Below are 23,010 nucleotides of genomic sequence, written 5' to 3'. Positions count from 1 at the left end.
TGTGCCTTTATCCATACGCCAAACGTCCCAGTCCGGTGGCATGAAATCTGCACCCCACTGGATGTGAGTTCCCTGCCGCTGCCCCCCTCTGCCGACGAAGCGCCCGCCCAGCGGGTGGTGAAGATCCGCCGCGACTACAACAACTGGGTGGCCTCCGAGACCATGGAGGACTACGCCCTGCGCTTCACGCCGCAGCGCTTTCGCAAGTGGTCCGAGTGGCGCGTGGCCAATACCGCCTTTGGCGCGGCCTCCTTCCTGATCCTGGAGGCAGTGGGCGCCACGCTGCTGGTGCAATACGGCTTTGTCAACGCGCTCTGGGCCATCCTGGCCACCGGGCTGGTGATCTTTTTGGCAGGCCTGCCCATCAGCGTTTACGCCGCGCGCTACGGGGTGGACATGGACCTGCTCACCCGCGGTGCCGGCTTTGGCTACATCGGCTCCACGCTCACTTCTCTTATCTACGCCTCCTTCACCTTCATCTTCTTCGCGCTGGAGGCCGCTGTCATGGCCTATGCGCTGGAGCTGGCGCTGGACATTCCGCCCACCTGGGGCTACCTGATCTGCGCGCTGGTGGTGATTCCGCTGGTCACCCACGGGGTCTCCACCATCAGCCGCCTGCAGATCTGGACGCAGCCGCTGTGGCTGGTGATGCTGGTGGTGCCGTTCGGCTTTGTTTTGGTGCGCGACCCACAGGCATTCACCGGCATAACGCACTATGTTGGTGAGATTGGCGGCAATGGCGGCTTCAATTTGCACCTGTTTGGTGCTGCTTTGACCGTGGGCATTGCGCTAATTACCCAAATGGGGGAGCAGGCCGACTACCTGCGCTTCATGCCCGCGCGCAGCGCGGCCAACCAGGGCCGCTGGTGGCTGGGCGTGCTGGTGGGCGGGCCGGGCTGGGTGATCCTGGGGGTCATCAAGATGCTGGGCGGCGCCTACCTGGCCTACCTGGCCATACGCCACGCCGTGCCCACCGACCGCGCGGTGGACCCGAATCAGATGTACCTGGCGGCCTATGAATATGTGTTCCCCACGCTGGGCTGGGCGGTGGCGGCCACGGCGGTGTTTGTGGTGGTGTCGCAGCTCAAGATCAATGTGACCAACGCCTACGCCGGCTCGCTGGCGTGGAGCAACTTCTTCTCGCGCCTCACTCACAGCCACCCCGGGCGCGTGGTCTGGGTGCTGTTCAACAGCGTGATCGCTTTCATGCTGATGGAGATGAATGTGTTCCAGGCGCTGGGCGATGTGCTGGGCCTGTACTCCAACATTGCCATCGCCTGGATCATGGCTGTGGTGGCTGATCTGGTCATAAACAAGCCCCTGGGCCTGTCGCCCAAGGGCATCGAATTCAAGCGCGCTTACCTCTACGACATCAACCCCGTGGGCGTGGGCGCCATGGCGCTGGCCTCCGGCCTGTCGATCGCGGCCTATCTGGGACTGTTTGGTGAACTGGCCAAGGCATTCTCTGCCGTGGTGGCACTGGTCACGGCCATGGTGACTTCTCCCTTGATCGCCTGGTTCACCAAGGGCAAGTACTACCTGGCCCGCCAGCCCATGGACGCTTCCAGCCAGGGCAGCTATGCGCGCCTGACCGTGCGCCGTTGTGTCATCTGCGAGCGCGAGTACGAAGGGCCGGACATGGCGCATTGCCCGGCTTACCAGGGCCCCATCTGCTCGCTGTGTTGCACGCTGGATGCGCGCTGTGGCGACATGTGCAAGCCGCATGCGAACCTGTCCACCCAGTGGTCAGCCGCGCTGCGTTGGCTGCTGCCCAAACCGGTATGGCCGTTTCTGGACACGGGGCTGGGCCACTTCATCCTGCTCATGCTCATCATCGTGCCGCTGCTGGCCACGGTGTTCGGCATGTTCTATATGCAGGAGCTGGGCGCCATCACGGCAGTGGGCGAGCAGCAGAGCGCCATGCAGGCCTCACTGCGCTCCGGTTTCAGCAAGGCCTTTGCGGCGCTGATGCTGATGTCGGGCATCGTGGCCTGGTGGCTGGTGCTGGCGCACAAGAGCCGGCAGGTGGCGCAGGAAGAGTCCAACCGCCAGACCCATTTGCTGATGCGCGAAATCGAGTCGCACCGCCAGACGGATGAAGCGCTGCAGGATGCCAAGCTGCTGGCCGAACGCGCCAAGCAGGCCGCCGAGGCCGCCAACCAGGCCAAGAGCCGCTACATCAGCGCCATCAGCCACGAGCTTCGCACGCCGCTCAATAGCATCCTGGGCTACGCCCAGCTCATGGGGGAAGACGCGTCCATCCCGCCGCACCGCAAGCAGGCGGTGAGCGTCATCAAGCGCGGTGGCGAACACTTGCTCTCGCTCATCGAGGGTACGCTGGACATGGCGCATATCGAGAGCGGCAAGCTCACGCTCAATGTGAAGCCCATGCAGTTCGCCAGCGGTATGCACGAGATGGCCAGCATGTTCGAGCTGCAGGCCGCGGCCAAGGGCCTGCAGTTTCACTTTGAGGTGCAGGGCGCGATCCCTGAGTGGGTGCGCGCCGATGAAAAGCGCGTGCGCCAGATCTTCTTCAACCTGCTGGGCAATGCCATCAAGTTCACCCAGCAGGGCAGCGTCACGCTGCGCCTGCGCTATGCCCGCGAGATGGCCCAGGTGGAGGTGCGCGACACAGGCCCCGGCATGGCGCAGGAAGACCTGGACCGCGTCTTCGAGCCCTTCACGCGCGGCGCCAGCGCCGCCGGTGGCACCGCGGGTTCTGGGCTAGGCCTGACTATTGCCAAGATGCTGACCGACCTCATGGGCGGCGAGCTGTCGGCCACCACGGCGCTGGGCGAGGGTTCGGTGTTCCGCGTGCGCCTGTTCCTGCCCGAGTTGCACCTGCCTGCGGGCCAGGCCGAGAAAGCCAGCCAGCCTGCGCCGCGCAAGCCACGCCTGGCCTATGCCGGCGCGCGCCGCCGGGTGCTGGTGGTGGACAACGAAGAGGCCGACCGCGAACTGCTGGTCAGCCTGCTGGAGCCGCTGGGTTTTGAGGTGCGTACCGCCGCCAGCGGCCACGACTGCCTGGACTTGTTGGCCGCCGGCCTGCAGCCCGATGTGGTGCTGCTGGATCTCGCCATGCCCGGTATCGACGGCTGGGAGACCCTGCGCCGCATCCGCGCCAACCCCGCGCTGGGCGGCGCGCAGCCGCAGGTGGCCATCGTCTCGGCCAATGCCTTTGACCGCGGGCTGGACAACGGCCAGGGCCTGCCGCCCGAAGACTTCATCGTCAAACCCGTGCGCCACACCGAGCTGCTGGATTGGCTGGAACGCAAGCTGGCACTGGAGTGGGTGGACACGATGAGCGTGCCCGAGCCTGCGGCCGCGCCCCTGGCCGCCACCGCAGCCGAGCTCACCTGGCCCGCGCCTGCCGATTGCCAGGCCCTGCTGGACCTGGTGCGCCTGGGCTTCTACCGCGGCATCGTCAACAAACTCGACGCGATTGCCGCGGCGCAGCCGCAGTGCCTGGCCTTCACCCAGTCCATGGGCGCGCTGGCGCGCCAGTACCAGTTCGAGGCCATGGCCACCCAATTGCAGAAAGCGCTGGATGCAAGCCCCACTTCTCTCTGACCCCGACGACGCGCTGGACCGCGCCAATAGCGATGTGGTGCTCATCGTGGACGACGTACCAGACAACCTCTCGGTGCTGCACGACGCGCTGGACGAATCGGGCTACACCGTGCTGATCGCCACCTCGGGCGAGGCCGCGCTGCAGCGCGCCAGCCAGGGCCTGCCTGACGTGATCCTGCTCGACGCCATGATGCCCGGCATGGACGGCTTTGAAGTGGCGCGCCGCCTCAAGGCCGCGCCGCAGACTACGCACATCCCCATCATTTTCATGACCGGCCTCACCGAGACCGAGTACCTGGTGGCCGCGCTGGAGAGCGGGGGCGTGGACTATGTGACCAAGCCCATCAAGCCCAAGGAAGTGCTGGCACGCATGGGCGTGCACTTGGCGGGCGCGCGCGAGCGGCGCCAGACGCGCAACGCGCTGGATGCCTTTGGCTACGCCACCATCACCGTGCGCGCCGCCGACGGCTGCCTCATGTGGCAGACCCCGCTGGCGCGCGAGCTGCTGGAGCGTTACTGCGGCACCCAGGCGCCGCAGACCCCGCCCGACGTGCTGGGCTGGTTGCAGGGCTGCCTGCAGACATTGGCGCGCGGAGCTGAGCCAGCAAAACTGAGCCTGGAGCGCGGCCCCAAGCGCCTGACCTTCCGCCTGCACCAGCAGATTGGCGACAGTGACGCGGGTGGCGACTGGCTCATCGTCATGCGCGAGGTGTCCGACACCGCCGTCATCGAAGCCATGAGCCTGTCCTTCAAGCTCACCGCCAAGGAGGCCGAGGTACTCTACTGGGTGGTCAAGGGCAAGACCAACAAGGACATCGGCGACATCCTGGGCAGCAGCCCGATGACGGTGAAGAAGCACCTGGAGCGCGTGTTCGTGAAGCTGGGCGTGGAGACGCGCACCGCGGCGGCCGGCATGGCCATGTCGCGCATCCGGCAGTTGCATCCGCAATTTGAAGGCTAGGGCAGAATGGGCTGACAACCCATTCCCTGCCATGCCCAGATACGTCGCCTTCCTGCGTGGGGTTAGCCCCATGAATGCCAAGATGCCCGAGCTCAAGCGTGCGTTTGAGGCGGTGGGGTTCACCAACGTCAAAACGGTGCTGTCCAGCGGCAACGTGGTGTTCGATGCGCGCAAGACCACGGAAGCGGCGCTGGAGCGCAAGGCCGAGGCCGCCATGCAGGCGGCACTGGGCCGCAGTTTCTACACCATTGTTCGCCCTGTCAGCGCGCTGGAAGCCTTGCTGGCGACCGACCCGTATGCGCATGCCAGGCTGGCGCCGCAGTCCAAGCGTGTGGTGAGTTTTCTGCGCGAGGCGCCGGCAGCCGTGCCCCCGTTGCCGGTGGTGCTGGAAGATGCGCAGATCGTCAGCGTGATTGGGTGCGAGGTGTTTTGCAGCTATGTGCCGGGCGATACCGGGCCGGCGTTCATGCGTCTGATCGAAAAGACCTTTGGCCAGGACATCACCACGCGCACCTGGGAGAGCATGCGCAAGTGCGCGGCCGCCTGAGTGGCAAGGAAGCGGCGACAATTGCTGCATGAGTACCGAAGCCCCCAAGCCCACCCCCGCCAAGCAAGCCAACAACCCCTTGCACGGCAAGACGCTGGAGGCCATCGTCACCGAGCTGGTGGAGTTCTTCGGCTGGGAAGAGCTGGGCGAGCGCATCCCGATCCGCTGCTTCAACCTGGACCCCAGCGTGTCGTCCAGTCTGCGGTTTTTGCGCAAAACGCCCTGGGCGCGCGAGAAGGTGGAGGGCCTGTACCTGTTCATGTTGCGGGAGCAGCGCCGTTCAGGGCACTGAGCCCGACCATTCATCGTTTTTTCGTGGTCCAAACGGATATTTTCAGGAACTTATCCATTCACTGTTTTTGAATTGAATCATCAATCAAATTCAAAATAGATCACATTCGGGGCCTCTAGACTTGCGCCCATGGTTTCTGCCAAGTCCTCTTCCTCCGAACCTCCTGCGGCGCGCTACAGCGGCACCGCCATCGCACTGCACTGGCTGCTGGCCCTGGCCATCCTGGGCCTGTTTGGCGTGGGCCTGTACATGACGGGCCTGCCGTTCTCGCCGGCCCGGCTCAAGCTCTACAACTGGCACAAATGGGCCGGCATGAGCATCCTGGCGCTGTCCATCCTGCGCCTGCTCTGGCGCCTGACGCACCGCCCGCCGGCACTGCCAGACCCCATCGTGGACGCCATGCCCGCCTGGCAGCGCTGGGCCCACCATGGCACGCACCATGCGCTTTACGCCCTGTTCTTCCTCGTGCCGCTGATCGGCTGGGCTTACAGCTCGGCGGCGGGTTTCCCCATCGTGGTGTTTGGCGTGCTGCCCATGCCTGATCTGCTGCCCGTGGACAAGGCGCTGGCCGAACTCATCAAGCCCTGGCACCAGATCAGCGCCTTTGCGCTCGTGGGCTTGGCGCTGTTGCACATTGCCGCCGCACTCAAGCACCACTGGGTGGACCGCGACGGCCTGCTCTCCCGCATGCTGCCTGGTCGCGGCTGATCTAGTTTTGTCTCTCTCTTCTTCTGGAGTGTCCATGTCCTCTCCCCGCATTCTGATGGCGGCCGTGCTGGCTGCGTCCGCCCTGGCGTCCACCCATGCCATGGCCCAGCAAAAACTGGTGCCCGCGCAAAGCGAGATCAACTTCGTGATCAAGCAGATGGGCGTGTCGGTGGACGGCCGTTTCAAGAAGTTTGACGCGCAGATCGCCTTCGACCCCGCCAAGCTCGCCACCTCCAGCATCGCCTTCACCGTGGATACCGGCAGCGCCACCATGGGTTCGCCAGAGAGCGATTCCGAGCTGCCCAAGGCCTCCTGGTTCAACGTGCCCAAGTTCCCGCAGGCCACCTTCCAGTCCACCAGCATCAAGGCGCTGGGCGGCGGCAAGTTCGATGTGGTCGGCAAGCTCAGCATCAAGGGTTCCACCCGCGACATCACGGTGCCCGTGGCCATGACCCAGGCCGGCGGCACCACCACGGCCACCGGCAGCTTCGCACTCAAGCGCCTGGCCTACAAGATCGGCGAGAACGAGTGGGCCGACACCTCCATGGTGGCTGACGACGTGCAAGTCAAGTTCAAGCTCGCGCTGACCGGCGTGGGCAAGCTCTGAGTTTTCCTGTTTCCCTTTCAATCCAACCTATCCATCAGGAGTTTTTCGATGCGTACCACTTTGATCGCCGCCGCCCTGGCCGCTTCCGCCTTCGCCGGTGTTGCCCACGCTGAAGTCGGCAGCTACAGCCTGGACCCCAGCCACTCGTTCTCCCGCTTCTCCTACAACCACCTGGGCCTGTCCACCCAATTGAGCCGCTTCAACAGCTCCACCGGCACCATCACGCTGGACAAGGCTGCCAAGACCGGCTCCGTGGACGTGGTGATCGACACCAAGACTGTGGACACGGGTTTCACCGCCTTCAACGGCCACATCCAGGGTGAAGACTTCCTGGACACCGCCAAGTACCCCACGGCCACCTACAAGTCCACCAAGGTGGTGTTTGAGGGCGACAAGCCCGTCGCCATCGAAGGCAACCTGACCCTCAAGGGCGTGACCAAGCCCGTGACGCTGAAGATCAACAACTTCGTGCTGGCCCAACACCCCATGGCCAAGAAGGAAGTGATCGGCGCTGACGCCTCTGCCGTCATCAAGCGCAGCGAGTTCAATGCCGGCAAGCTGGCACCCTATGTGGGCGACGACGTGACCATCACCGTGTCGGTGGAAGCCATCAAGCAGTAATCTGCCCATCCGCACCCGCGGCCCAGAGAGCCAGCCCGCGGGCTGGCTTTTTTACGCCTTCTAGGCACGCAGCCCCCGTGGAATGTGCGCAAGCAGCTATTGAATTGGTAGCAAAATAGCCCCATATCCTGCTTGAACCTGTGTAACATCATGCCTGATCCGTCCCCTCCATCTCCGACCATCGTCCTGCAAGGCAGCGGCCTGCGCGTGGCGCATGGCAAGCAGGTGGTGCTGGACCTGCCTGCCGTGCAGATTCCTCCCGGCGTCACCTGGGTGGGCGGCGGCGAAGGTCGGGGCAAGAGCACCCTGCTGCGCCTGCTGGCTGGCGATGTGTCGGCGCCCGGCAGCGTGTTGCGCTTGCAGGGCCACAGCCTGGCGACACAGCCAGCGGCGTATCGCGAACGTGTGTTCTGGATGGACCCGCGCACCACGGCGCATGACCAAGTGCCTGCGCGGGCGTTTCTGCAAACCACGGCCGCGCGCTACTTGCATTGGGACGCCGCGCTGCTGGCGCGATTGCTGGAGGCGCTGGACCTGCTGCCCCACATCGAGAAGCCGCTGTACATGCTGTCCACCGGCTCCAAGCGCAAGGTCTGGCTGGCGGCGGCGCTGGCCTCGGGCGCGGCGCTCACGTTGCTGGACGAACCCTTTGCCGCGCTGGACAAGTCGTCCATCCGCAGTATTCTGGAACTGCTGCAGGCAGCGAGCGACGACGCCCGGCGCGCCTGGGTGGTGGCCGACTACGAAGCGCCAACGGGTGTGCCGTTGGCCCAGACGATTGACCTGGGCGACTGAGCCCCCATCTGCCCCTTATCGCCCTTTTGGAGGAGACCCACCATGTCCCAACGCCTTCCTACCTACTTCATCTCCCACGGCGGCGGCCCCTGGCCCTGGATGCCCGAGATGGCGCCCGCCATGCAGCCCCTGGCCGAATCGCTGGCCGACATTCCGCAGCAACTGGGCCAGACGCCCAAGGCCGTGCTGATGATCACCGCGCACTGGGAAGGCCGCGCCTTCACGCTGGGCAGCAACCCCGCGCCCGGCATGGTGTACGACTACGGAGGCTTCCCGCCCCACACCTACGAGATCGTCTACCCCGCCCCCGGCACGCCGGCGCTGGTGGAGCGTGTGCAAGGCCTGCTGGAAGCCGCTGGCCTGCCCGTGGCGCAGGACGCGCAGCGCGGCTACGACCACGGCACCTTTGTGCCGCTGGCGGTGATGTTCCCCGATGCCGATGTGCCGGTGCTGCAGATGTCCCTGCGCGCGGGGCTGGACCCGGCCGAGCATCTGGCCCTGGGCCGCGCGTTGGCACCGCTGCGCGATGAAGGCGTGCTCATCGTGGGCAGTGGCCTGAGTTACCACAACCTGCGCGCCTTTGGCCGCGCAGGCCAGGCACCATCCCAGGCTTTCGACGCCTGGCTGCAAGCCGCCATGGCCGCACCCTCGGCGCAGCGCAGCCAAGCCCTGCTGGACTGGGAGCAGGCCCCGGCGGCCCGCCTGTGCCACCCGCGGGAGGAGCATCTGTTACCCCTCATGGTGGCTGTTGGCGCGGCGGAAACCGACACGGCGGTATGCGTCTACCACGAAGAGAATATTTTTGGTGGCATCACGGCGTCGAGCTTCCGCTTCGGCGCTGTTTTGTAGGTCTGCAGACCAGCGCGAAGCTCAGTGCCGTCAGGCAGTCTGGGGCAGTTGCATGCAGAACTCAGCAAGCGGGCCAGTGAGCCACTGCGTGCCAAGCTCGCTGTACGTTCCGCTGGTTAGTGCACGTCTGCGCGCCTGCTCCAGGATTTGCGCTAGCTGGTTCGGTGAAATGTCGTGAGATGAGAAGTTAATGACTTTGCCGCCCCAATAGTGAGCTTGCTCTTCAACAAGAACAACGGAGACTGGGTTGTCCGAACCTAGAAACTCGGCTGATAGCTCTACCGATTGCGACAGGATGTCTTCTATTGCACCGGTAGTTCCCCAGCAAATGAGGTCAGAAAATTTGAATGCGGAACTCATGGTGACTTGAGGTATTGACTCAGAAGCAGCACGGTGAGCACTGCCAGGCAGGCGAATGCAGTCAAAAAGAGGATCCGTACCCAGGCCGGCATGCGTTGCCAGAAGGCTAGTGTGAGTACCCAGCTCCCGAGCGACTCAAAGACCACATATGCCGCGAGGCTAGCCGGAATGGCGAGCCCCCACCACATGAAAGAGGATGCGAAGCGCTTGTTTCCGTGAGGAAAGAGTATGGCGACAGCGGCAACGACCAGAGCAAAGGCGATTGCGCTTGCAAGCGCCCAGCGAAAGCGCTGTCTCGTGCGATGCGATAGAAACATGTGGCGGTTCAGGTTGGGCAAGAAGCCATTTTCAGAGTTGCTTTTCTTCGATAGGGTTGTTGCCAGGCGCCGCTACGGGTGTGGCGCGCTCCTGCGTCTGGTTGCGCTCGCGTTCGTACTGCTCGTAGGACTTGGTGGGCGGGCAGGGGGCGTGGTCGGCCGTGAGGTTGGTCTGGCAGCGGTGGAAGCCGTCGTAGAAGGCGCGCTCCCAGTTGGTGTCGGCGCAGCCAGCCAGCAGGGCCAGTGCGCTGGCGCAGAGCAGTTGGAGGGGGCGATGAAGGCGGTGCATGTGCGTGGTTCTCCCGTGTAGACCATGCTTGTAGCGCAACACGGCGGTTTTTCCAAACCGCCGTGTTGTTCAGGTGCCGCGCGAGGCTTAGAGGAACATGCCGCCCGAGGCCTCGATGCGCTGGGCGTTGACCCAGCGGTTGGCCGGGGTCAGCAGCGAGGCGATCATGGCGCCAATGTCGTCGGGCACGCCGGTGCGGCCCAGCGCGGTGTTGGCGGCCACAAAGGCGTTGAGCTGGGCGTTGTCGCGCACTGCGCCACCGCCAAAGTCGGTCTCGATCGCGCCCGGTGCCACCACGTTGACGGCAATGCCGCGCGGACCCAGCTCCTTGGCCATGTAACGCGTCAGCGTTTCAATCGCGCCCTTCAGTGCGCCGTAGACGGCGTAGCCGGGCAGCGCGAAGCGGGCCAGACCACTGGAGAGGTTGACGATGCGGCCGCCGTCGTTCATCAGGGGCAGCAGCTTTTGCGTGAGGAAGAACACGCCCTTCAAGTGGATGTTCATCAGCGTGTCGAACTGCGCTTCGGTGGTTTCCATCAGGCTGGCGTGGATGCCGACGCCGGCGTTGTTCACCAGGTGGTCAAAGCGCTCGCGCTGCCAGGTGGCGGCCAGTGCGGCCTTCACCTGCGCGGCAAAGTCCGTGAAGCTGGCGATGTTGCCGGTGTCCAACTGCAGGGCCACGGCGCGGCGGCCCAGGGCGGTGATTTCGGCAACCACGGCCTGGGCTTCGGCGGCCTGGCTGCGGTAGGTGAGGATGACGTCGCTGCCATTGCGGGCCAAGTGCAGGGCGGTGTTCTTGCCCAGGCCACGGCTGCCGCCGGTGACGAGTGCGATGGGGGTGGAGGAGGGGGTAGTAGACATGGTGACTTCCTGGGTGGGTTGAGGATGGAAGTGAGTCTATTGAGCGGTTTGGATTTGATAAATATTCGAAATGCGATTGATTTGTTCGTAATAATTGAACAATGAGCACCCTGGACCGCATGCAAATCTTCACCCGCGTGGCCGAGCTGGCCAGCTTTACCCAGGCGGCGGACGCGCTGGGCCTGCCCAAGGCCAGTGTGTCCACGGCTGTGCAGCAGCTGGAGGCCGGGCTGGGCACGCGCCTCCTGCACCGCACCACGCGCAAGGTGCAGCTGACACAGGATGGGCAGGTGTTTTACGAACGCTGCAAGGACCTGCTGGCCGATGTGGACGAGGTGCAGACCATGTTCCAGCAGCAGGGCGTCCAGAACCTGCGCGGCCGCGTGCGCATCGACATGAGCACCGGCATGGCGCGCAACGCCGTCATTCCCCGTCTGCCCGAGTTGCTGGCCCAGCACCCGCTGCTGGAGCTGGAGCTGAGCAGCACCGAACGCCGCGTGGACCTGGTGCGCGAAGGCTTTGACTGCGTGCTGCGCGTGGGCCCGCTGTTGGACACCAGCCTGATTGCACGGCCGCTGCCACCGCTGCGCATGGTGAATGTGGCAAGCCCCGCCTACCTGCAGGCGCATGGCACGCCGCGCACGCTGGCCGACCTGGCCAGCCACAAGCTGGTGCACTACGCCAGCACGCTGGGCGCCAAGCCCGGCGGCTTTGACTACAGCGAGGGGGGCGAGACGCACAGCCAGCCGATGGCGGGCGCCATCACCGTGAACAACGCCGACGCCTACACCGCGGCCTGCGTGGCCGGGCTGGGCATCATCCAGGCGCCGGTGGTCGGCGTGCAGCTGCTGCTGCAACAGGGCTTGCTGGTGGAGGTGCTGCCGCAGCACGTGGCGCCACCCATGCCGCAGACCCTGCTCTATGCCAACCGGCGCAACCTGTCCCAGCGCGTGCGGGTGGTGATGGACTGGCTGGCCGAGGTGGTGGGCCAGTACGCGCAGACCATGTAGTCCAGGCTTTAGTAGCCGCTGTGGTCCTTGCGGGTCTGGAAGGGTGGCACGCGGCCCACGGTGGCTTCCAGCAGGCTGAGCTCGGCATCGCGGTGGTTTAGCACCGGTGCGGCCTGCAGCAAGGGGCGGCTGGTGTCGGAGCCGATGGTGAGCGGCTTGTCGTGGTACTGCGTCACCAGGGTCTGGGCCTGGTTGGGGTCGGCCAGCGGGCGGATCTCGGCGCTGCCGTAGCAGAGGCAGAAGTACACCTGCGTGTCGCCCGACTCGATGTAGCAGGCCGTGCCGCGTATGCCCACCGTGGCGGTGCGGGTCTCTATGCGTTTGGCACCCGGCCCGAAGACGGCCAGCACCTTGCCGGTGACGAGGCGCAGCACGCCAACCGCCCCTTCGGTGGCAAAGCGCACCACGCTGTCCTCGCGCATCAGGTAGGCGTTGTTGCCCATCACGTAGACCACTTCACTGCGCGGGCCGGTGCGCACCGTGTCGCCGGGCAGCACGGCCTGGTCGACATGCGCAGGCACGTCGTTGACCCAGGCTTCGCCACGCAGGCTGCGTATGCCGCTGGGCAGGGGGAATTTGCCGGCGGCCAGCGCCTGGCCCAACACGCCCAGCAGGGGTGTGGCGGCAGTATGTGCAAGAAATTGGCGTCTGGCTCCCATGGAATATGCGCGAGTAGCTATCAAATTCATAGTGATCCGGGCTGTCTTTCTGCAGTGTAGTGGGTTTGCACCGCTGCGTCATGGGGCCAATCGGGCGGCCGGGACCGTACGCCACACGGCGTATTCCGGTTTCTGGCCCGCATCCCTAAAGTCACCTCATCGCATCCAACAAGGGCCTGGCGGACCAGACCAGTGTTGAGCGAGACCGATTTCTTTAACCCCCTCGGAGAAGCACACATGCAACGCCAAGACTCTCGCCGTTTTACCCTGAAGGCACTGACTGCTGCAGTCGCCCTCACCACCCTGGGCGCGGTTCCCGCGTTCGCCGCCGACACCATCAAGGTCGGTATCCTGCACAGCCTGTCCGGCACCATGGCCATTTCGGAAACCGTGTTGAAAGACACCGTGCTGATGGCGATTGACGAAATCAACGCCAAGGGCGGCGTGCTTGGCAAGAAGCTCGAACCCGTGGTGGTCGACCCCGCTTCCAACTGGCCCCTGTTTGCTGAAAAGACCAAACAGCTGCTGACGCAGGACAAGGTCGACGTGATCTTCGGCTGCTGGACTTCCGTGTCCCGCAAGTCCGTGCTGCCTGTGGTGGAAGAACTCAACGGCCTGCTGTTCTACCCCGTGCAGTACGAAGGTGAAGAACTCTCCAAGAACGTGTTCTACACCGGTGCCGCTCCCAACCAGCAAGCCATTCCCGCTGTGGACTACCTGATGAGCAAGGAAGGCGGCGGCGCCAAGCGTTGGGTGCTGCTGGGTACTGACTATGTGTACCCCCGTACCACCAACAAGATCCTGCGCGCCTACCTGAAGTCCAAGGGCGTGAAGGAAACCGACATTGACGAGAAGTACACCCCCTTCGGCCACAGCGATTACCAGACCATCGTGGCCGACATCAAGAAGTTCTCCGCTGGTGGCAAGACCGCCGTGGTGTCCACCATCAACGGTGACTCCAACGTGCCTTTCTACAAGGAACTGGGCAACGCCGGCCTGAAGGCCAAGGACGTGCCAGTTGTCGCCTTCTCCGTGGGTGAAGAGGAGCTGCGCGGTGTGGACACCAAGCCGCTGGTGGGTCACCTGGCCGCCTGGAACTACTTCCAGTCGATCAAGAACCCCGCCAACACCGAGTTCATCGCCAAGTGGTCTGCCTACGCCAAGGCCAAGGGCATCGCCGGTCACAAGGACAAGCCCCTGACCAACGACCCGATGGAAGCCACCTACATCGGCATCAACATGTGGAAGCAGGCCGTCGAGAAGGCCAAGTCCACCGAAGTCGACAAGGTGATCGCTGCCATGGCTGGCCAGACCTTCAAGGCACCGTCCGGCATCGTTTCCAAGATGGACGAGAAGAACCACCACTTGCACAAGTCGGTGTTCATCGGCGAAATCAAGGCCGACGGCCAGTTCAACGTGGTCTGGAAGACACCTGGCCCCGTCAAGGCCAAGCCATGGTCTCCCTTCATCGAAGGCAACGACAAGAAGCCTGATGAACCCGCCAAGAAGTAAGGCGAAGGCAGGACGCGGTTCGTACTGAACCGCTCAGCCGCCACCGCCTTTCGGGCGGTGGCGGCTTGTTTCATTTAACCGGAGAGATTGGCGTATGCCAAAGCAATTCATCCAGCTGCTGCTCATGGCCCTGCTCTGCATGGCAGGCAGTGCACATGCACTGACGGCCCAGGAAGCCAAGGCGATTGCCGCGGGCGAGAGCGATGACCGCGTGGCCGCGCTGCAGGCCGCCGTGGCCAAGGCCGACGAGCGCACCGTGCGCTTCATCCAGGCCCTGTCGGACGACAGCGTGAAGCTGGTGGGCGGTGTGCCCGTGATGGTGGTGGATGGCAAGGGCGTGGACCCGGTCACCAACGCCGAGGTGGCGATTCCCGACACGGCCGAAGACGTGATGAACAACAACCGCATGCGCGGCGAGCTCGACAATGCGCTGGCTGCCGTCAAGCTGCTGTCCAGCGACGTGGCGGTGCGCCGCGCCGCAGTGGCTACCCTGCAAGGCAATGTGGACATGGACAAGCTGGACCTGCTGGACAAGGCGCTGGCCGCCGAGACTGTGGCCGATATCAAGGCCCAGCTGGCCCTGTTGCGCGCCGCGGCCCTGCTGTCCAGCGAAGACCCGGCCAAACGCCTTGAGGCTGCGACGGCACTGGGCGATAGCGCGCAGGCGGCCACCAAGACGCTGCTGACCGAGCGCCTGCAATCCGAGAGCGATGGCGCTGTGAAGGCTGCGCTGCAGAAGAGCCTGGGCGCGGTCGAAGCCCGCCTGGCCTGGGGCGACCGCCTGGGTGCGCTGTTCTCGGGCCTCAGCCTGGGCTCCATCCTGTTGCTGGTGGCGCTGGGCCTGGCCATTACCTACGGCCTGATGGGCGTCATCAACATGGCCCACGGCGAACTCATGATGATTGGCGCCTACGCCACCTATGTGGTGCAGGGCCTGTTCCAGAAGTACCTGCCGGGCGCGTTTGACTGGTACCTGCTGGCCTCGGTGCCGGTGGCTTTTCTCGCCTCGGCGCTGGTGGGGGCGGCGCTGGAGCGCGGCGTGATCCGCTTCCTCTACGGCCGCCCGCTGGAGACGCTGCTGGCGACCTGGGGTATCAGCCTGATGCTGATGCAACTGGTGCGCACGATCTTTGGCGCGCAGAACGTGGGTGTGGAGAACCCCAGCTGGATGAGTGGTGGCCTGCAGGTGCTGGGCAACCTCTCGCTGCCCTACAACCGCCTCATCATCGTCGGATTTGCGCTGGCGGTGCTGGGTGGCGTGGCCTTCCTCATCGGCAAGACACGCCTGGGCCTGTTCGTGCGTGGCGTGACGCAGAACCGCCCAATTGCCAGCTGCATGGGCGTGAACACCGCACGCATAGACACCTATGCCTTCGCGCTGGGCAGCGGCATTGCCGGCCTGGCCGGTTGCGCGCTCAGCCAGGTGGGCAATGTGGGGCCGGACCTGGGCCAGGGCTATATCGTGGATTCCTTCATGGTGGTGGTGCTGGGCGGTGTGGGCCAGTTGGCCGGCACTGTCTACGCCGCGCTGGGCCTGGGCGTGCTCAACAAGCTGCTCGAAGGCTGGACGGGTGCCGTGCTCGCCAAGATCGCCGTGTTGGTCTTCATCATCATCTTTATCCAGAAGCGTCCGCAAGGCATCTTTGCCATGAAGGGCCGGAGCGCAGAAGCATGAGTACCCCTTCCCTGATTCTTCCCACTCCCCAACCCCTGCTCACGCGCACTGGCTGGTTCTCGTGGCTGGGCGCTCTCATCGTGCTGTGCGCGCTGGTGCCGGTGCTCAACCTCTGGGTACCCGAGGGCAGTGTGTTCCACCTCAGCGACTTTGCCGTGGCCCTGGTCGCCAAGATCATGTGCTACGCCATCTGCGCCCTGTCCATGGGCCTGATCTGGGGCTACACCGGCATCCTGAGCCTGGGTCACGGCCTGTTCTTTGCGCTGGGCGGCTATGCCATGGGCATGTACCTCATGCGCCAGATCGGCCTGGACGGCAACTACAAGAGCGCGCTGCCGGACTTCATGGTCTTTCTGGACTGGAAGGTACTGCCCTGGCACTGGGCACTGTCGGACAGCTTCGTCGCCACGCTGTTCCTGGTGGTGGCGGTGCCGGGCATCGTGGCCTTTGTGTTTGGCTACTTTGCCTTCCGCTCGCGCATCAAGGGCGTGTACTTCTCCATCATCACCCAGGCCATGACCTTCGCGGCCATGCTGCTGTTCTTCCGCAATGAGACGGGCTTTGGTGGCAACAACGGCTTCACTGACTTCAAGCGCATCCTCGACATTCCGATTGCCACCAGCCACATGCGCATGACGCTGTTCGTGATGACGGCCGCCACACTGCTGGGCTTCTTCCTGCTCTCGCGCTGGCTGGTGGGCAGCAAGTTTGGCCGCGTGCTGCAGGCCGTGCGCGATGCCGAGTCGCGTGTCATGTTCAGCGGCTACAACCCCATTGGTTTCAAGCTCACCATCTGGACCATCTCGGCCATGATGTGCGGCGTGGCCGGGGCGCTCTATGTCACGCAGGTGGGCATCATCAACCCCAGCGAAATGAGCCCGGCCAACAGCATCGAGATCGCCATCTGGGCTGCGGTGGGCGGGCGGGCAACGCTGATTGGGCCGGTGGTCGGCGCCTTCATTGTCAACGGCGCCAAGAGCTGGCTCACGGTGACCTATCCGGAGTTCTGGCTGTATTTCCTGGGCGCGCTGTTCATTGGCGTGACCCTGTTCCTGCCTGATGGAGTGGTTGGCTTGATCAAGAAACTGAAGGGAGGCAAGGCATGACCCCCGACCTCCTCGAACAAGGCGCGCGCCGCGTACAGGCGCACATGGATGCCCTGGCCGCCAACAAGGGCCAGACCGAATCGGGCGGCCGCGCCGCCGGCTTCTCGCGTGTTGCCAAAGCGGGTGAAGTGGACGTGACCCACGGCCGCATCCTCTACCTCGAAGACGTGAGCGTGAGCTTTGACGGCTTCAAGGCCATCAACAAGCTCAGCCTGGACATCGCCCCTGGCGAGCTGCGCTGCATCATCGGCCCCAATGGCGCTGGCAAGACCACGATGATGGACATCATCACCGGTAAGACCCGGCCCGACTCGGGCACGGTGTTCTTCGGCAGCACCATCGACCTGCTGCGCTTCAAGGAGGCCGAGATCGCCCAGCTGGGTATAGGCCGCAAGTTCCAGAAACCCACCGTGTTCGAACAGCTGACGGTGTTCGAGAACCTGGAGCTGGCGCTCAAGACGGACAAGGGCGTGAAGGCGTCTATGTTCTTCGCGCTCGATTCGGTGCAGAGCGACCGCCTGGCCGAGATCCTGCACACCATCCACCTGGCCGACAGCGTGGGCCGCCTGGCCGGCACGCTGAGTCACGGCCAGAAGCAGTGGCTGGAGATTGGCATGCTGCTCATGCAGGACCCCAAGCTGCTGTTGCTGGACGAGCCTGTGGCCGGCATGACCGATGAGGAAACCGAGCGCACGGCTGAGCTGTTTCTTTCGCTCAAGGGCAAGCATTCGCTCATGGTGGTGGAGCACGACATGAGCTTCATCCGCACCATCAGCGACATCGTCACCGTGCTGTGCGATGGCTCGGTGCTGGCGCAGGGCACGCTGGACCAGGTGCAGGCGGATGAGCGGGTGATCGAGGTTTATCTGGGCCGTTGAGCCTGCTTTCCTATGCTGAAAATCAACAACGTTAACCAGTACTACGGCGGCTCCCACATCCTGCGCGATGTGAGTCTGGAGGCCGAGATCGGCAAGGTCACGGTCATCCTGGGCCGCAACGGCGTGGGCAAGACCACGCTGCTCAAATCCATGATGGGCCTGGTGCCCATCAAGTCCGGCAGCATCGAGTTCGATGGCAAGCCCATCCAGAAACTCACGCCCTATGAACGCGCCCGCCTGGGCCTGGGCTTTGTGCCACAGGGCCGCGAGATCTTTGCGCGCCTGACGGTGGAAGAAAACCTGCGCATGGGCCTGGCCTACAAGAGCGCGGGCACGCCGATTCCGGCCGAGCTGTTCGACCTGTTTCCGGTGCTCAAGCAGATGCTCAACCGCCGTGGCGGTGATCTGTCTGGCGGGCAGCAGCAGCAGCTGGCGATTGCACGGGCCCTGGCGGCCGGCCCCAAGGTGCTGATCCTGGACGAACCTACCGAAGGCATACAGCCCAGCATCATCAAGGACATCGGCCGCGTGATCCGCATGCTGGCGGACCGGGGGACCATGGCCATCGTGCTGGTGGAGCAGTACTACGACTTCGCGCAGGAACTGGCGGACCAGTATGTGGTGATGGAACGCGGCGCCGTGCTGGCGCGCGGCATGGGCCAGAACATGGAGATCGACGGCGTACGCAACCTTGTTGCGATTTAAGAACCCAGCGGCGCAGCGCCGGTTTCTGGCGGCGCGCGCCGGCCGGTGCGCAGCGCCAAGCCGCCGGCCTGGCGTTTTTGTTCGCCCAGCGAGGCCCGGCTCACCGTGGGGCCGGTGAGGGCGCGCAACTCTTCGACCATGGCGCTCAGTGTGAGTGCTTCGGGAATCTTGGCCGTGTGCTTCTGCAGCAGCTGGTAGGCGTTGTCGATGAGGCGGGAGCTCAGCGTCTCGCGTCCGTGCAGGATGAGGTTCTTGACTGCGGCGGTGGGATTGCCTGACATGCTCAGCGCCATGGCCGTCTCGGCGTACTCCAGTACCTGGGTCTGGGCTGCGCGTATGGTCTCGGCATAGGGCGGGTGGGCGGCAGCGCTGGACGCCAGCAGCTCGGTCAGCGAACGGTTGCTGCAGAAGCGGCAGGCGAGGGTGTAAATGGTCTTGTCCACCTCGTCGAGCTGTATGGCCTTGTGGGCGAGCTGTGCCAGCAGGGCTACGAGGTTGCAGGCCGATTCAAAGTCGAACTGCGGCTCGCGCACAGTCCCGGCCAGCGCGCGTACTGAATCCACCACGCGCGCGAACTGGCCCTGCATGATGAGGTTGAGCGTCTGGACAATACCAAGCAGGCGCGACAGGCGTGCGTTGTCGGGGGCCTTCTCGATGAGGCGCAGCATGTCGTCCTCGCAGCGCTGCAAACCCTTGCGGTCGACCAGCTCCAAGCGCACAAAGGCTAGCAGCACCAGAGTCTGGGCGTCAAACATCTTGGATTCCAGGCCCAGGCGCACGGTGCGGTCTAGCAGCTTCTCGGCCTCGACATGGTCGCCCGAATAAAACGTCATGAGCGCCAGGTTCTGCAGGCGGCTGATGGAGGCTGGCGTGAGCATGGCCGCCATCTTGTAGGTCTCCAGCGCCTGGTCAAAGCGACCCACCTCGAAATGGGCCCGACCCATGATGTCGTACGCGTCGGCATAGTTGGGCTCTTCGCCGATGAGGCGCTCCAGCGTGCTGGTGGCTTGGTTGACTTGCCCGGCCTCCAGCTGCGCGCGCGCCACGCCCAGCTTGGCCCAGGGCAGGGTCTTGGCCTGGACGACTGCCTTGTACAGAGTTTGCGCCTCGTCATTGCGGCCCAGGCGCAGCAGCAGCTCGGCGCCCACGCGGGCGGCATACAGCCAGAACAGGCCGCGGCTTTCGAAGCGCTCCATGCAGAGCTGGGCAGCCTCTTCAAATTTCTCTTCCTCGATGGCGCTGAAGATTCCCTGCAGGGAGACTTTGCGGGTGCGCGCCACCTGCAGCCGCTCGGCCAGTTGCGTGGCCTTGTGCGGTTTGAGCAGGTAGCCATCGAGGGCCGATTCTGCTGCTTCGGCGACCTTGGCGTAGGTGGCCTCGCCGGTGATCATGATGAAGATGGTGGAGAAGGGCAGCAGCTGGCTGCGACGCAGGTCGTCGAGCAGGTCCTGGCCTGAGATGGCCTCGGCCGGGAAGCGCTGCTCGCAGAGCACAAAGTCAAAGTTGCGGTATTCGAGCTGGCGCCGCGCATCGGCCGGGCGTGCGGCCTGGGTCACGGTGGCCACGCCAAAGTCGCGTAGCTGGGAGACCAGGATGGACCGGGACGTGGGGTTGCCGTCCACCACCAGGGCGGTGCAGGCCGAGAGATCGTCTTCTAGCAGCGCAGCCATCGGGGTTTTGCCATGCACGGTGTTCGAAGAGCCCATTATGGGCGCTGCGCTATGCAATGTGTAGCGGGGCGGCCCAGGGGTCTACATGGCCCAGATGCGCGGGTCGGTGGCGGGCAAGTCCCACTGCTGGGTGCGCCAGACACGGCGCACGGTGCGCAGCAACTGCATGGCAGGTTCGGCATGCGGGGCCAGCGCGCGCAGCACCACCAGTTGGGGGTGCGGGCTGGTTACGCCGGCCATGGAAGCCAGTTCGTGACCCGGCAGGCAGGCGCGGGCGCTCTCCAGCAGCGCTTCTCTGCGTTCGCGCGACAAGGGGCTGCCGCTGGCAAAGAACAGGGTGGCCAGGCAGCGCTGACCCGCCATGCCTGCAGGACTGTCGAGCAGGCGACGGTCCTGCGCGGCTATCAGGCCACGTTCCAGCCAGACACCGGGGATTTCGATGTGCTGCGCAAACTGTCCTTCCGTGAACGGGAGCTTGGCCATGGGCAGGCCCAGCACCGTGGTGTCCCAGCCAATGAGTTCAGCGCCGGGCGCAAGGTCCAATCGAAGCTGGTTACGCGCCAGACAGGCGTCGTAGCAGATGGCTTCCAACGGCAGCCATTCCATACGCGCGTCAGCCTGCAGCGTGATGTGGGTCGTTTGCGTGGCCCAAGGGCCCTCAGATCGGTAAAAGCGTGTGGCGCCGGGTGTGGTGACGAGGCCGTGTGCGCCAGTGCTGACTTCGATGTTCAGGTCCAGCGTGTCACCGCCCACCAGGCCGCCGGGCGGGTGCACCAGCACGTTGTGGCAGATGCCATCGCCTTCGGGGTAGAGGCTTTGCAGAATGCGTAGCGGACCATTGTGCAGGTGGCGGGCCACGCTGCGGCCGGCTTCCAGCCGGTAGTCCAGATTCAAACGGGCGTGCCACACCATGTGTCGTATTGTCGCGGTGCACCGCGCCTCAGGGTTTCCAGAAGTTCAGATGCAGCGCGGCAATCGCCTCTTCCACGGCAGGTACCGGGCCGATCACGGTCACCTGTTTCTGGCCAGCGGCCAGCACGGTGCGGCTGGGCAGGTCCATGGTCGGGTTCTCGTGGTGGTTGCCCGTCAGTTCCAGCAGGCGGCGCTCGGTCATGCCGAAGATTAGCGTGCCGATGTTGGCCCAGTACTGCGTGCCCGCGCACATGGCGCAGGGTTCCACCGTGGTGACCAGCGTGCAACCCCACAGGTAGTCCGGCGTGAAGTTGGTGGCCGCCGTGCGGGCGAGTGTGGATTCGGCGTGGTTGACCGTGTCCACATTGCCCTGTTCGGCCAGCACCGTTTCGCCATCGGGGGCGACGAGGACGGCGCCAAATGGGTGCTTGCCCAGGCCGATGGCCCGCTGGGCCACGGCATTGGCGCGCAGCAGATGGCGCTCTGTCTGTTCAGGTGTCATTAGGAGTTTTGAGAACCGCGGTGCGCCCAGCCTGTCGTGTGCTTTTCAATCGCGCTAAAGAGTTCGTACATGACCATGGCCATGGCGCCAACGACGACCAAGCCTGCAAAGGCCAGGCCCATCTGCATGGCAGAGCCTGCACTGATCAGCAGGTAGCCAATGCCTTCGTTGGCTGCGGTCATTTCGGACACTGTGGTACCCACAAAGGCCAGCGTGATGGCGACCTTGAGGGAGCCGTAGAAGTAGGGCATGGAACGCGGCAAGCCGACCTTGACCAGCACATCCCATCGCTTGGCACCCAGCACGCGCAACACATCTTCCAGCTCGGGCTCCAGCGTGGCCAGGCCGGTGGCAATGTTCACCATGATGGGGAAGAAGCTGATGAGGAAGGCGGTGAGGATGGCCGGGCCGATGCCGATGCCGAACCACACCACCAGGATGGGCACAAAGGCCGCCTTGGGTAGCGCGTTGAAGGCCGTCATGAGCGGGTAGACCGCCGCGTAGGCCAGGCGCGAGCTGCCGATCACAAAGCCCAGCAGCACGCCCACCACGATGGCGATGCCGAAGCCCGCCATGGTGACCCAGAAAGTGCGCCAGGCGTGGCCTGCGATGATGGTCTTGAATTCCCAGAACTGGGTCCAGATGCGCCAGGGGCTGGGGAAGATGAACTCGGAGACTTCAAACGCCGAGCAAAGGATCTGCCACAGCACCACCACGAAGACCAGCAGAAGCCAGGGCGACCAGCGCTCCACCTGCTTTCTTTGACTTGCATTCATTGCGCAACCTCCGCGCCCTGCTTGCGCATCGCGCCAATATGACCGCGCAATTCGTGCACGATGTCGGAGAACTCTTTGGTATAGGTAATTTCCAGGTCACGCGGGCGCGGTAGCTCGATCTCGCGTTTCACCACAAAGCGCCCCGGGCTCTTGCTCATCACATAGACCGTGTCAGCCAGAAACACCGACTCGCGCAGGTCGTGCGTGACCAGGATCACGTTGAACTGCTGCTCGGTCCACAGGTCGCGCAAGATGCACCACAGCTCTTCACGCGTGAACGCATCAAGCGCGCCAAAGGGCTCGTCCAGCAACAACATTTTTGGCTCGTGGATCAGCGCGCGACAAATGCTGGCGCGCTGCTGCATGCCGCCCGAGAGCTGCCAAGGGAACTTGTCTTCATAGCCGGCAAGGCCCACCTTCTGCAGCAACTTGCGCGCGCGTTCCTCGTACTCCTTGCGCTTTTGCTTGAAGGTGGAGCGGTAGGGCTCCACGATTTCCAGCGGCAGCAGCACGTTGTCGACCGTCGTGCGCCAGGGCAGCAGCGAGGGTGCCTGGAAGGCCATGCCCGAAATCTTGAGCGGCCCCGTCACCGGCTGGTTGTCGATGAGGATCTTGCCCATGGAGGGCATCTTCAGGCCCGTGGTGAGCTTCATGAAGGTGGACTTGCCGCAGCCCGAAGGGCCCACGATGGCGATGAACTCGCCCTTGCGCACCTTCAGGTCAATGGCCTCTACCGCGAAGTGGTTCTGCTTGAGCAGCTCTTCGTTGTAGGCGAGCCAGACGTCCTGAAAATCAACAAACCAGGGGGTGTCGGGAGCACTGCTCATC

At 64.3% G+C, this 23,010-nt stretch carries 25 protein-coding genes; 15 read left to right on the top strand and 10 right to left on the bottom strand.

Features of this window, described 5'->3' with window-relative positions:
- The first annotated feature begins 63 nt into the window (after positions 1-63).
- From AC1RNN_RS19535 to AC1RNN_RS19495, 9 genes are all read left to right on the top strand, one after another.
- Positions 64-3,570 (top strand): ATP-binding protein, encoded by a 3,507-nt coding sequence (locus AC1RNN_RS19535; protein ID WP_493091307.1) that lies wholly within the window; start codon positions 64-66, stop codon positions 3,568-3,570.
- The gene (locus AC1RNN_RS19530) at positions 3,548-4,531 is read left to right on the top strand and encodes a response regulator (protein ID WP_493091309.1); all 984 of its coding nucleotides are present in this window, start codon (positions 3,548-3,550) and stop codon (positions 4,529-4,531) included. The genes AC1RNN_RS19535 and AC1RNN_RS19530 overlap by 23 nt, the downstream gene beginning before the upstream one ends.
- Before the next feature lie 31 nt (positions 4,532-4,562).
- Positions 4,563-5,078, top strand: coding sequence for a DUF1697 domain-containing protein (locus AC1RNN_RS19525; protein ID WP_493091310.1), 516 nt, complete (start codon positions 4,563-4,565; stop codon positions 5,076-5,078).
- Positions 5,079-5,106: 28 nt separating this feature from the next.
- On the top strand, positions 5,107-5,370 hold the full coding sequence (locus AC1RNN_RS19520) for a VF530 family protein (RefSeq protein ID WP_493091312.1): 264 nt from the start codon (positions 5,107-5,109) through the stop codon (positions 5,368-5,370).
- A gap of 129 nt (positions 5,371-5,499) precedes the next feature.
- Positions 5,500-6,078 (top strand): cytochrome b, encoded by a 579-nt coding sequence (locus AC1RNN_RS19515; RefSeq protein WP_493091314.1) that lies wholly within the window; start codon positions 5,500-5,502, stop codon positions 6,076-6,078.
- A 34-nt stretch (positions 6,079-6,112) separates the two neighbouring features.
- The gene (locus tag AC1RNN_RS19510) at positions 6,113-6,685 is read left to right on the top strand and encodes a YceI family protein (RefSeq protein WP_493091315.1); all 573 of its coding nucleotides are present in this window, start codon (positions 6,113-6,115) and stop codon (positions 6,683-6,685) included.
- A 48-nt stretch (positions 6,686-6,733) separates the two neighbouring features.
- On the top strand, positions 6,734-7,306 hold the full coding sequence (locus AC1RNN_RS19505) for a YceI family protein (RefSeq protein ID WP_493091317.1): 573 nt from the start codon (positions 6,734-6,736) through the stop codon (positions 7,304-7,306).
- Positions 7,307-7,456: 150 nt separating this feature from the next.
- On the top strand, positions 7,457-8,101 hold the full coding sequence (locus AC1RNN_RS19500) for an ABC transporter ATP-binding protein (RefSeq protein WP_493091319.1): 645 nt from the start codon (positions 7,457-7,459) through the stop codon (positions 8,099-8,101).
- 42 nt (positions 8,102-8,143) lie between these two features.
- Positions 8,144-8,950 (top strand): DODA-type extradiol aromatic ring-opening family dioxygenase, encoded by an 807-nt coding sequence (locus AC1RNN_RS19495; RefSeq protein ID WP_493091321.1) that lies wholly within the window; start codon positions 8,144-8,146, stop codon positions 8,948-8,950.
- Positions 8,951-8,980: 30 nt separating this feature from the next.
- Here the strand turns inward: AC1RNN_RS19495 and AC1RNN_RS19490 are convergent, their stop codons facing one another.
- From AC1RNN_RS19490 to AC1RNN_RS19475, 4 genes are all read right to left on the bottom strand, one after another.
- Complete coding sequence (locus AC1RNN_RS19490; protein WP_493091322.1) at positions 8,981-9,310, bottom strand: hypothetical protein; 330 nt, start codon at positions 9,308-9,310, stop codon at positions 8,981-8,983.
- Positions 9,307-9,648 carry a hypothetical protein gene (locus tag AC1RNN_RS19485; protein ID WP_493091323.1) on the bottom strand — a complete coding sequence of 114 codons (342 nt, stop codon included), beginning with the start codon at positions 9,646-9,648 and terminating at the stop codon, positions 9,307-9,309. Before AC1RNN_RS19485 ends, AC1RNN_RS19490 begins: the two co-directional genes overlap by 4 nt.
- A gap of 10 nt (positions 9,649-9,658) precedes the next feature.
- On the bottom strand, positions 9,659-9,916 hold the full coding sequence (locus AC1RNN_RS19480; protein ID WP_493091325.1) for a hypothetical protein: 258 nt from the start codon (positions 9,914-9,916) through the stop codon (positions 9,659-9,661).
- 87 nt (positions 9,917-10,003) lie between these two features.
- The gene (locus tag AC1RNN_RS19475; protein ID WP_493091327.1) at positions 10,004-10,777 is read right to left on the bottom strand and encodes an SDR family NAD(P)-dependent oxidoreductase; all 774 of its coding nucleotides are present in this window, start codon (positions 10,775-10,777) and stop codon (positions 10,004-10,006) included.
- Between the two features lie 101 nt (positions 10,778-10,878).
- Between AC1RNN_RS19475 and AC1RNN_RS19470 the strand changes: the two genes are divergently transcribed.
- Positions 10,879-11,787, top strand: coding sequence for a LysR family transcriptional regulator (locus AC1RNN_RS19470; protein ID WP_493091328.1), 909 nt, complete (start codon positions 10,879-10,881; stop codon positions 11,785-11,787).
- A gap of 8 nt (positions 11,788-11,795) precedes the next feature.
- Here AC1RNN_RS19470 and AC1RNN_RS19465 read toward each other — a convergent pair whose 3' ends face one another.
- Entirely contained in the window at positions 11,796-12,446 is a 651-nt protein-coding gene (locus AC1RNN_RS19465) for a FecR domain-containing protein (RefSeq protein WP_493091329.1), read from the bottom strand.
- Between the two features lie 237 nt (positions 12,447-12,683).
- On the opposite strand from AC1RNN_RS19465, the gene urtA reads away from it, so the two are divergent.
- The 5 genes from urtA (at position 12,684) to urtE (ending at position 18,322) form a co-directional block, all read left to right on the top strand.
- Positions 12,684-13,958: an urea ABC transporter substrate-binding protein gene (urtA, locus tag AC1RNN_RS19460; protein ID WP_493091331.1), complete on the top strand. Its 1,275-nt coding sequence runs from the start codon at positions 12,684-12,686 to the stop codon at positions 13,956-13,958.
- Positions 13,959-14,052: 94 nt separating this feature from the next.
- The gene (gene urtB, locus AC1RNN_RS19455; protein WP_493091333.1) at positions 14,053-15,633 is read left to right on the top strand and encodes an urea ABC transporter permease subunit UrtB; all 1,581 of its coding nucleotides are present in this window, start codon (positions 14,053-14,055) and stop codon (positions 15,631-15,633) included.
- Positions 15,630-16,739: an urea ABC transporter permease subunit UrtC gene (gene urtC / locus AC1RNN_RS19450; RefSeq protein WP_493091335.1), complete on the top strand. Its 1,110-nt coding sequence runs from the start codon at positions 15,630-15,632 to the stop codon at positions 16,737-16,739. Before urtB ends, urtC begins: the two co-directional genes overlap by 4 nt.
- Positions 16,736-17,617, top strand: coding sequence for an urea ABC transporter ATP-binding protein UrtD (gene urtD, locus AC1RNN_RS19445; RefSeq protein WP_493091337.1), 882 nt, complete (start codon positions 16,736-16,738; stop codon positions 17,615-17,617). Before urtC ends, urtD begins: the two co-directional genes overlap by 4 nt.
- 12 nt (positions 17,618-17,629) lie before the next feature.
- Positions 17,630-18,322 carry an urea ABC transporter ATP-binding subunit UrtE gene (urtE, locus tag AC1RNN_RS19440; RefSeq protein WP_493091339.1) on the top strand — a complete coding sequence of 231 codons (693 nt, stop codon included), beginning with the start codon at positions 17,630-17,632 and terminating at the stop codon, positions 18,320-18,322.
- On the opposite strand, the gene AC1RNN_RS19435 is transcribed toward urtE, so the two are convergent.
- Genes AC1RNN_RS19435 through AC1RNN_RS19415 form a run of 5 tightly spaced genes read right to left on the bottom strand, consistent with a single transcriptional unit; the run spans position 18,319 to position 23,009 of the window.
- Entirely contained in the window at positions 18,319-20,028 is a 1,710-nt protein-coding gene (locus AC1RNN_RS19435; protein WP_493091341.1) for a response regulator, read from the bottom strand. The two genes, urtE and AC1RNN_RS19435, sit on opposite strands and share 4 nt — an antisense overlap.
- A gap of 45 nt (positions 20,029-20,073) precedes the next feature.
- On the bottom strand, positions 20,074-20,904 hold the full coding sequence (locus tag AC1RNN_RS19430; protein ID WP_493091343.1) for an urease accessory protein UreD: 831 nt from the start codon (positions 20,902-20,904) through the stop codon (positions 20,074-20,076).
- A gap of 28 nt (positions 20,905-20,932) precedes the next feature.
- The gene (locus AC1RNN_RS19425) at positions 20,933-21,406 is read right to left on the bottom strand and encodes a nucleoside deaminase (protein WP_493091345.1); all 474 of its coding nucleotides are present in this window, start codon (positions 21,404-21,406) and stop codon (positions 20,933-20,935) included.
- On the bottom strand, positions 21,406-22,182 hold the full coding sequence (locus tag AC1RNN_RS19420) for an ABC transporter permease (protein WP_493091347.1): 777 nt from the start codon (positions 22,180-22,182) through the stop codon (positions 21,406-21,408). The genes AC1RNN_RS19425 and AC1RNN_RS19420 overlap by 1 nt, the downstream gene beginning before the upstream one ends.
- Entirely contained in the window at positions 22,179-23,009 is an 831-nt protein-coding gene (locus tag AC1RNN_RS19415; protein WP_493091349.1) for an ABC transporter ATP-binding protein, read from the bottom strand. Before AC1RNN_RS19415 ends, AC1RNN_RS19420 begins: the two co-directional genes overlap by 4 nt.
- Position 23,010 lies beyond the last annotated feature (1 nt).

Source organism: Rhodoferax sp. GW822-FHT02D07, assembly GCF_058802405.1.
This window is presented reverse-complemented; position numbering and strand designations above follow the sequence as displayed.

Bases quoted from the DNA above. Each gene is read 5' to 3' on its own strand.
- AC1RNN_RS19530 (WP_493091309.1), top strand. From the start codon at position 3,548: ATGCAAGCCCCACTTCTCTCTGACCCCGACGACGCGCTGGACCGCGCC.
- AC1RNN_RS19525 (WP_493091310.1), top strand. From the start codon at position 4,563: ATGCCCAGATACGTCGCCTTCCTGCGTGGGGTTAGCCCCATGAATGCC.
- AC1RNN_RS19520 (WP_493091312.1), top strand. From the start codon at position 5,107: ATGAGTACCGAAGCCCCCAAGCCCACCCCCGCCAAGCAAGCCAACAAC.
- AC1RNN_RS19515 (WP_493091314.1), top strand. From the start codon at position 5,500: ATGGTTTCTGCCAAGTCCTCTTCCTCCGAACCTCCTGCGGCGCGCTAC.
- AC1RNN_RS19510 (WP_493091315.1), top strand. From the start codon at position 6,113: ATGTCCTCTCCCCGCATTCTGATGGCGGCCGTGCTGGCTGCGTCCGCC.
- AC1RNN_RS19505 (WP_493091317.1), top strand. From the start codon at position 6,734: ATGCGTACCACTTTGATCGCCGCCGCCCTGGCCGCTTCCGCCTTCGCC.
- AC1RNN_RS19500 (WP_493091319.1), top strand. From the start codon at position 7,457: ATGCCTGATCCGTCCCCTCCATCTCCGACCATCGTCCTGCAAGGCAGC.
- AC1RNN_RS19495 (WP_493091321.1), top strand. From the start codon at position 8,144: ATGTCCCAACGCCTTCCTACCTACTTCATCTCCCACGGCGGCGGCCCC.
- AC1RNN_RS19490 (WP_493091322.1), bottom strand. From the start codon at position 9,310: ATGAGTTCCGCATTCAAATTTTCTGACCTCATTTGCTGGGGAACTACC.
- AC1RNN_RS19480 (WP_493091325.1), bottom strand. From the start codon at position 9,916: ATGCACCGCCTTCATCGCCCCCTCCAACTGCTCTGCGCCAGCGCACTG.
- AC1RNN_RS19475 (WP_493091327.1), bottom strand. From the start codon at position 10,777: ATGTCTACTACCCCCTCCTCCACCCCCATCGCACTCGTCACCGGCGGC.
- AC1RNN_RS19470 (WP_493091328.1), top strand. From the start codon at position 10,879: ATGAGCACCCTGGACCGCATGCAAATCTTCACCCGCGTGGCCGAGCTG.
- AC1RNN_RS19465 (WP_493091329.1), bottom strand. From the start codon at position 12,446: ATGGGAGCCAGACGCCAATTTCTTGCACATACTGCCGCCACACCCCTG.
- urtA (WP_493091331.1), top strand. From the start codon at position 12,684: ATGCAACGCCAAGACTCTCGCCGTTTTACCCTGAAGGCACTGACTGCT.
- urtB (WP_493091333.1), top strand. From the start codon at position 14,053: ATGCCAAAGCAATTCATCCAGCTGCTGCTCATGGCCCTGCTCTGCATG.
- urtC (WP_493091335.1), top strand. From the start codon at position 15,630: ATGAGTACCCCTTCCCTGATTCTTCCCACTCCCCAACCCCTGCTCACG.
- urtD (WP_493091337.1), top strand. From the start codon at position 16,736: ATGACCCCCGACCTCCTCGAACAAGGCGCGCGCCGCGTACAGGCGCAC.
- urtE (WP_493091339.1), top strand. From the start codon at position 17,630: ATGCTGAAAATCAACAACGTTAACCAGTACTACGGCGGCTCCCACATC.
- AC1RNN_RS19435 (WP_493091341.1), bottom strand. From the start codon at position 20,028: ATGGGCTCTTCGAACACCGTGCATGGCAAAACCCCGATGGCTGCGCTG.
- AC1RNN_RS19430 (WP_493091343.1), bottom strand. From the start codon at position 20,904: ATGGTGTGGCACGCCCGTTTGAATCTGGACTACCGGCTGGAAGCCGGC.
- AC1RNN_RS19425 (WP_493091345.1), bottom strand. From the start codon at position 21,406: ATGACACCTGAACAGACAGAGCGCCATCTGCTGCGCGCCAATGCCGTG.
- AC1RNN_RS19420 (WP_493091347.1), bottom strand. From the start codon at position 22,182: ATGAATGCAAGTCAAAGAAAGCAGGTGGAGCGCTGGTCGCCCTGGCTT.
- AC1RNN_RS19415 (WP_493091349.1), bottom strand. From the start codon at position 23,009: ATGAGCAGTGCTCCCGACACCCCCTGGTTTGTTGATTTTCAGGACGTC.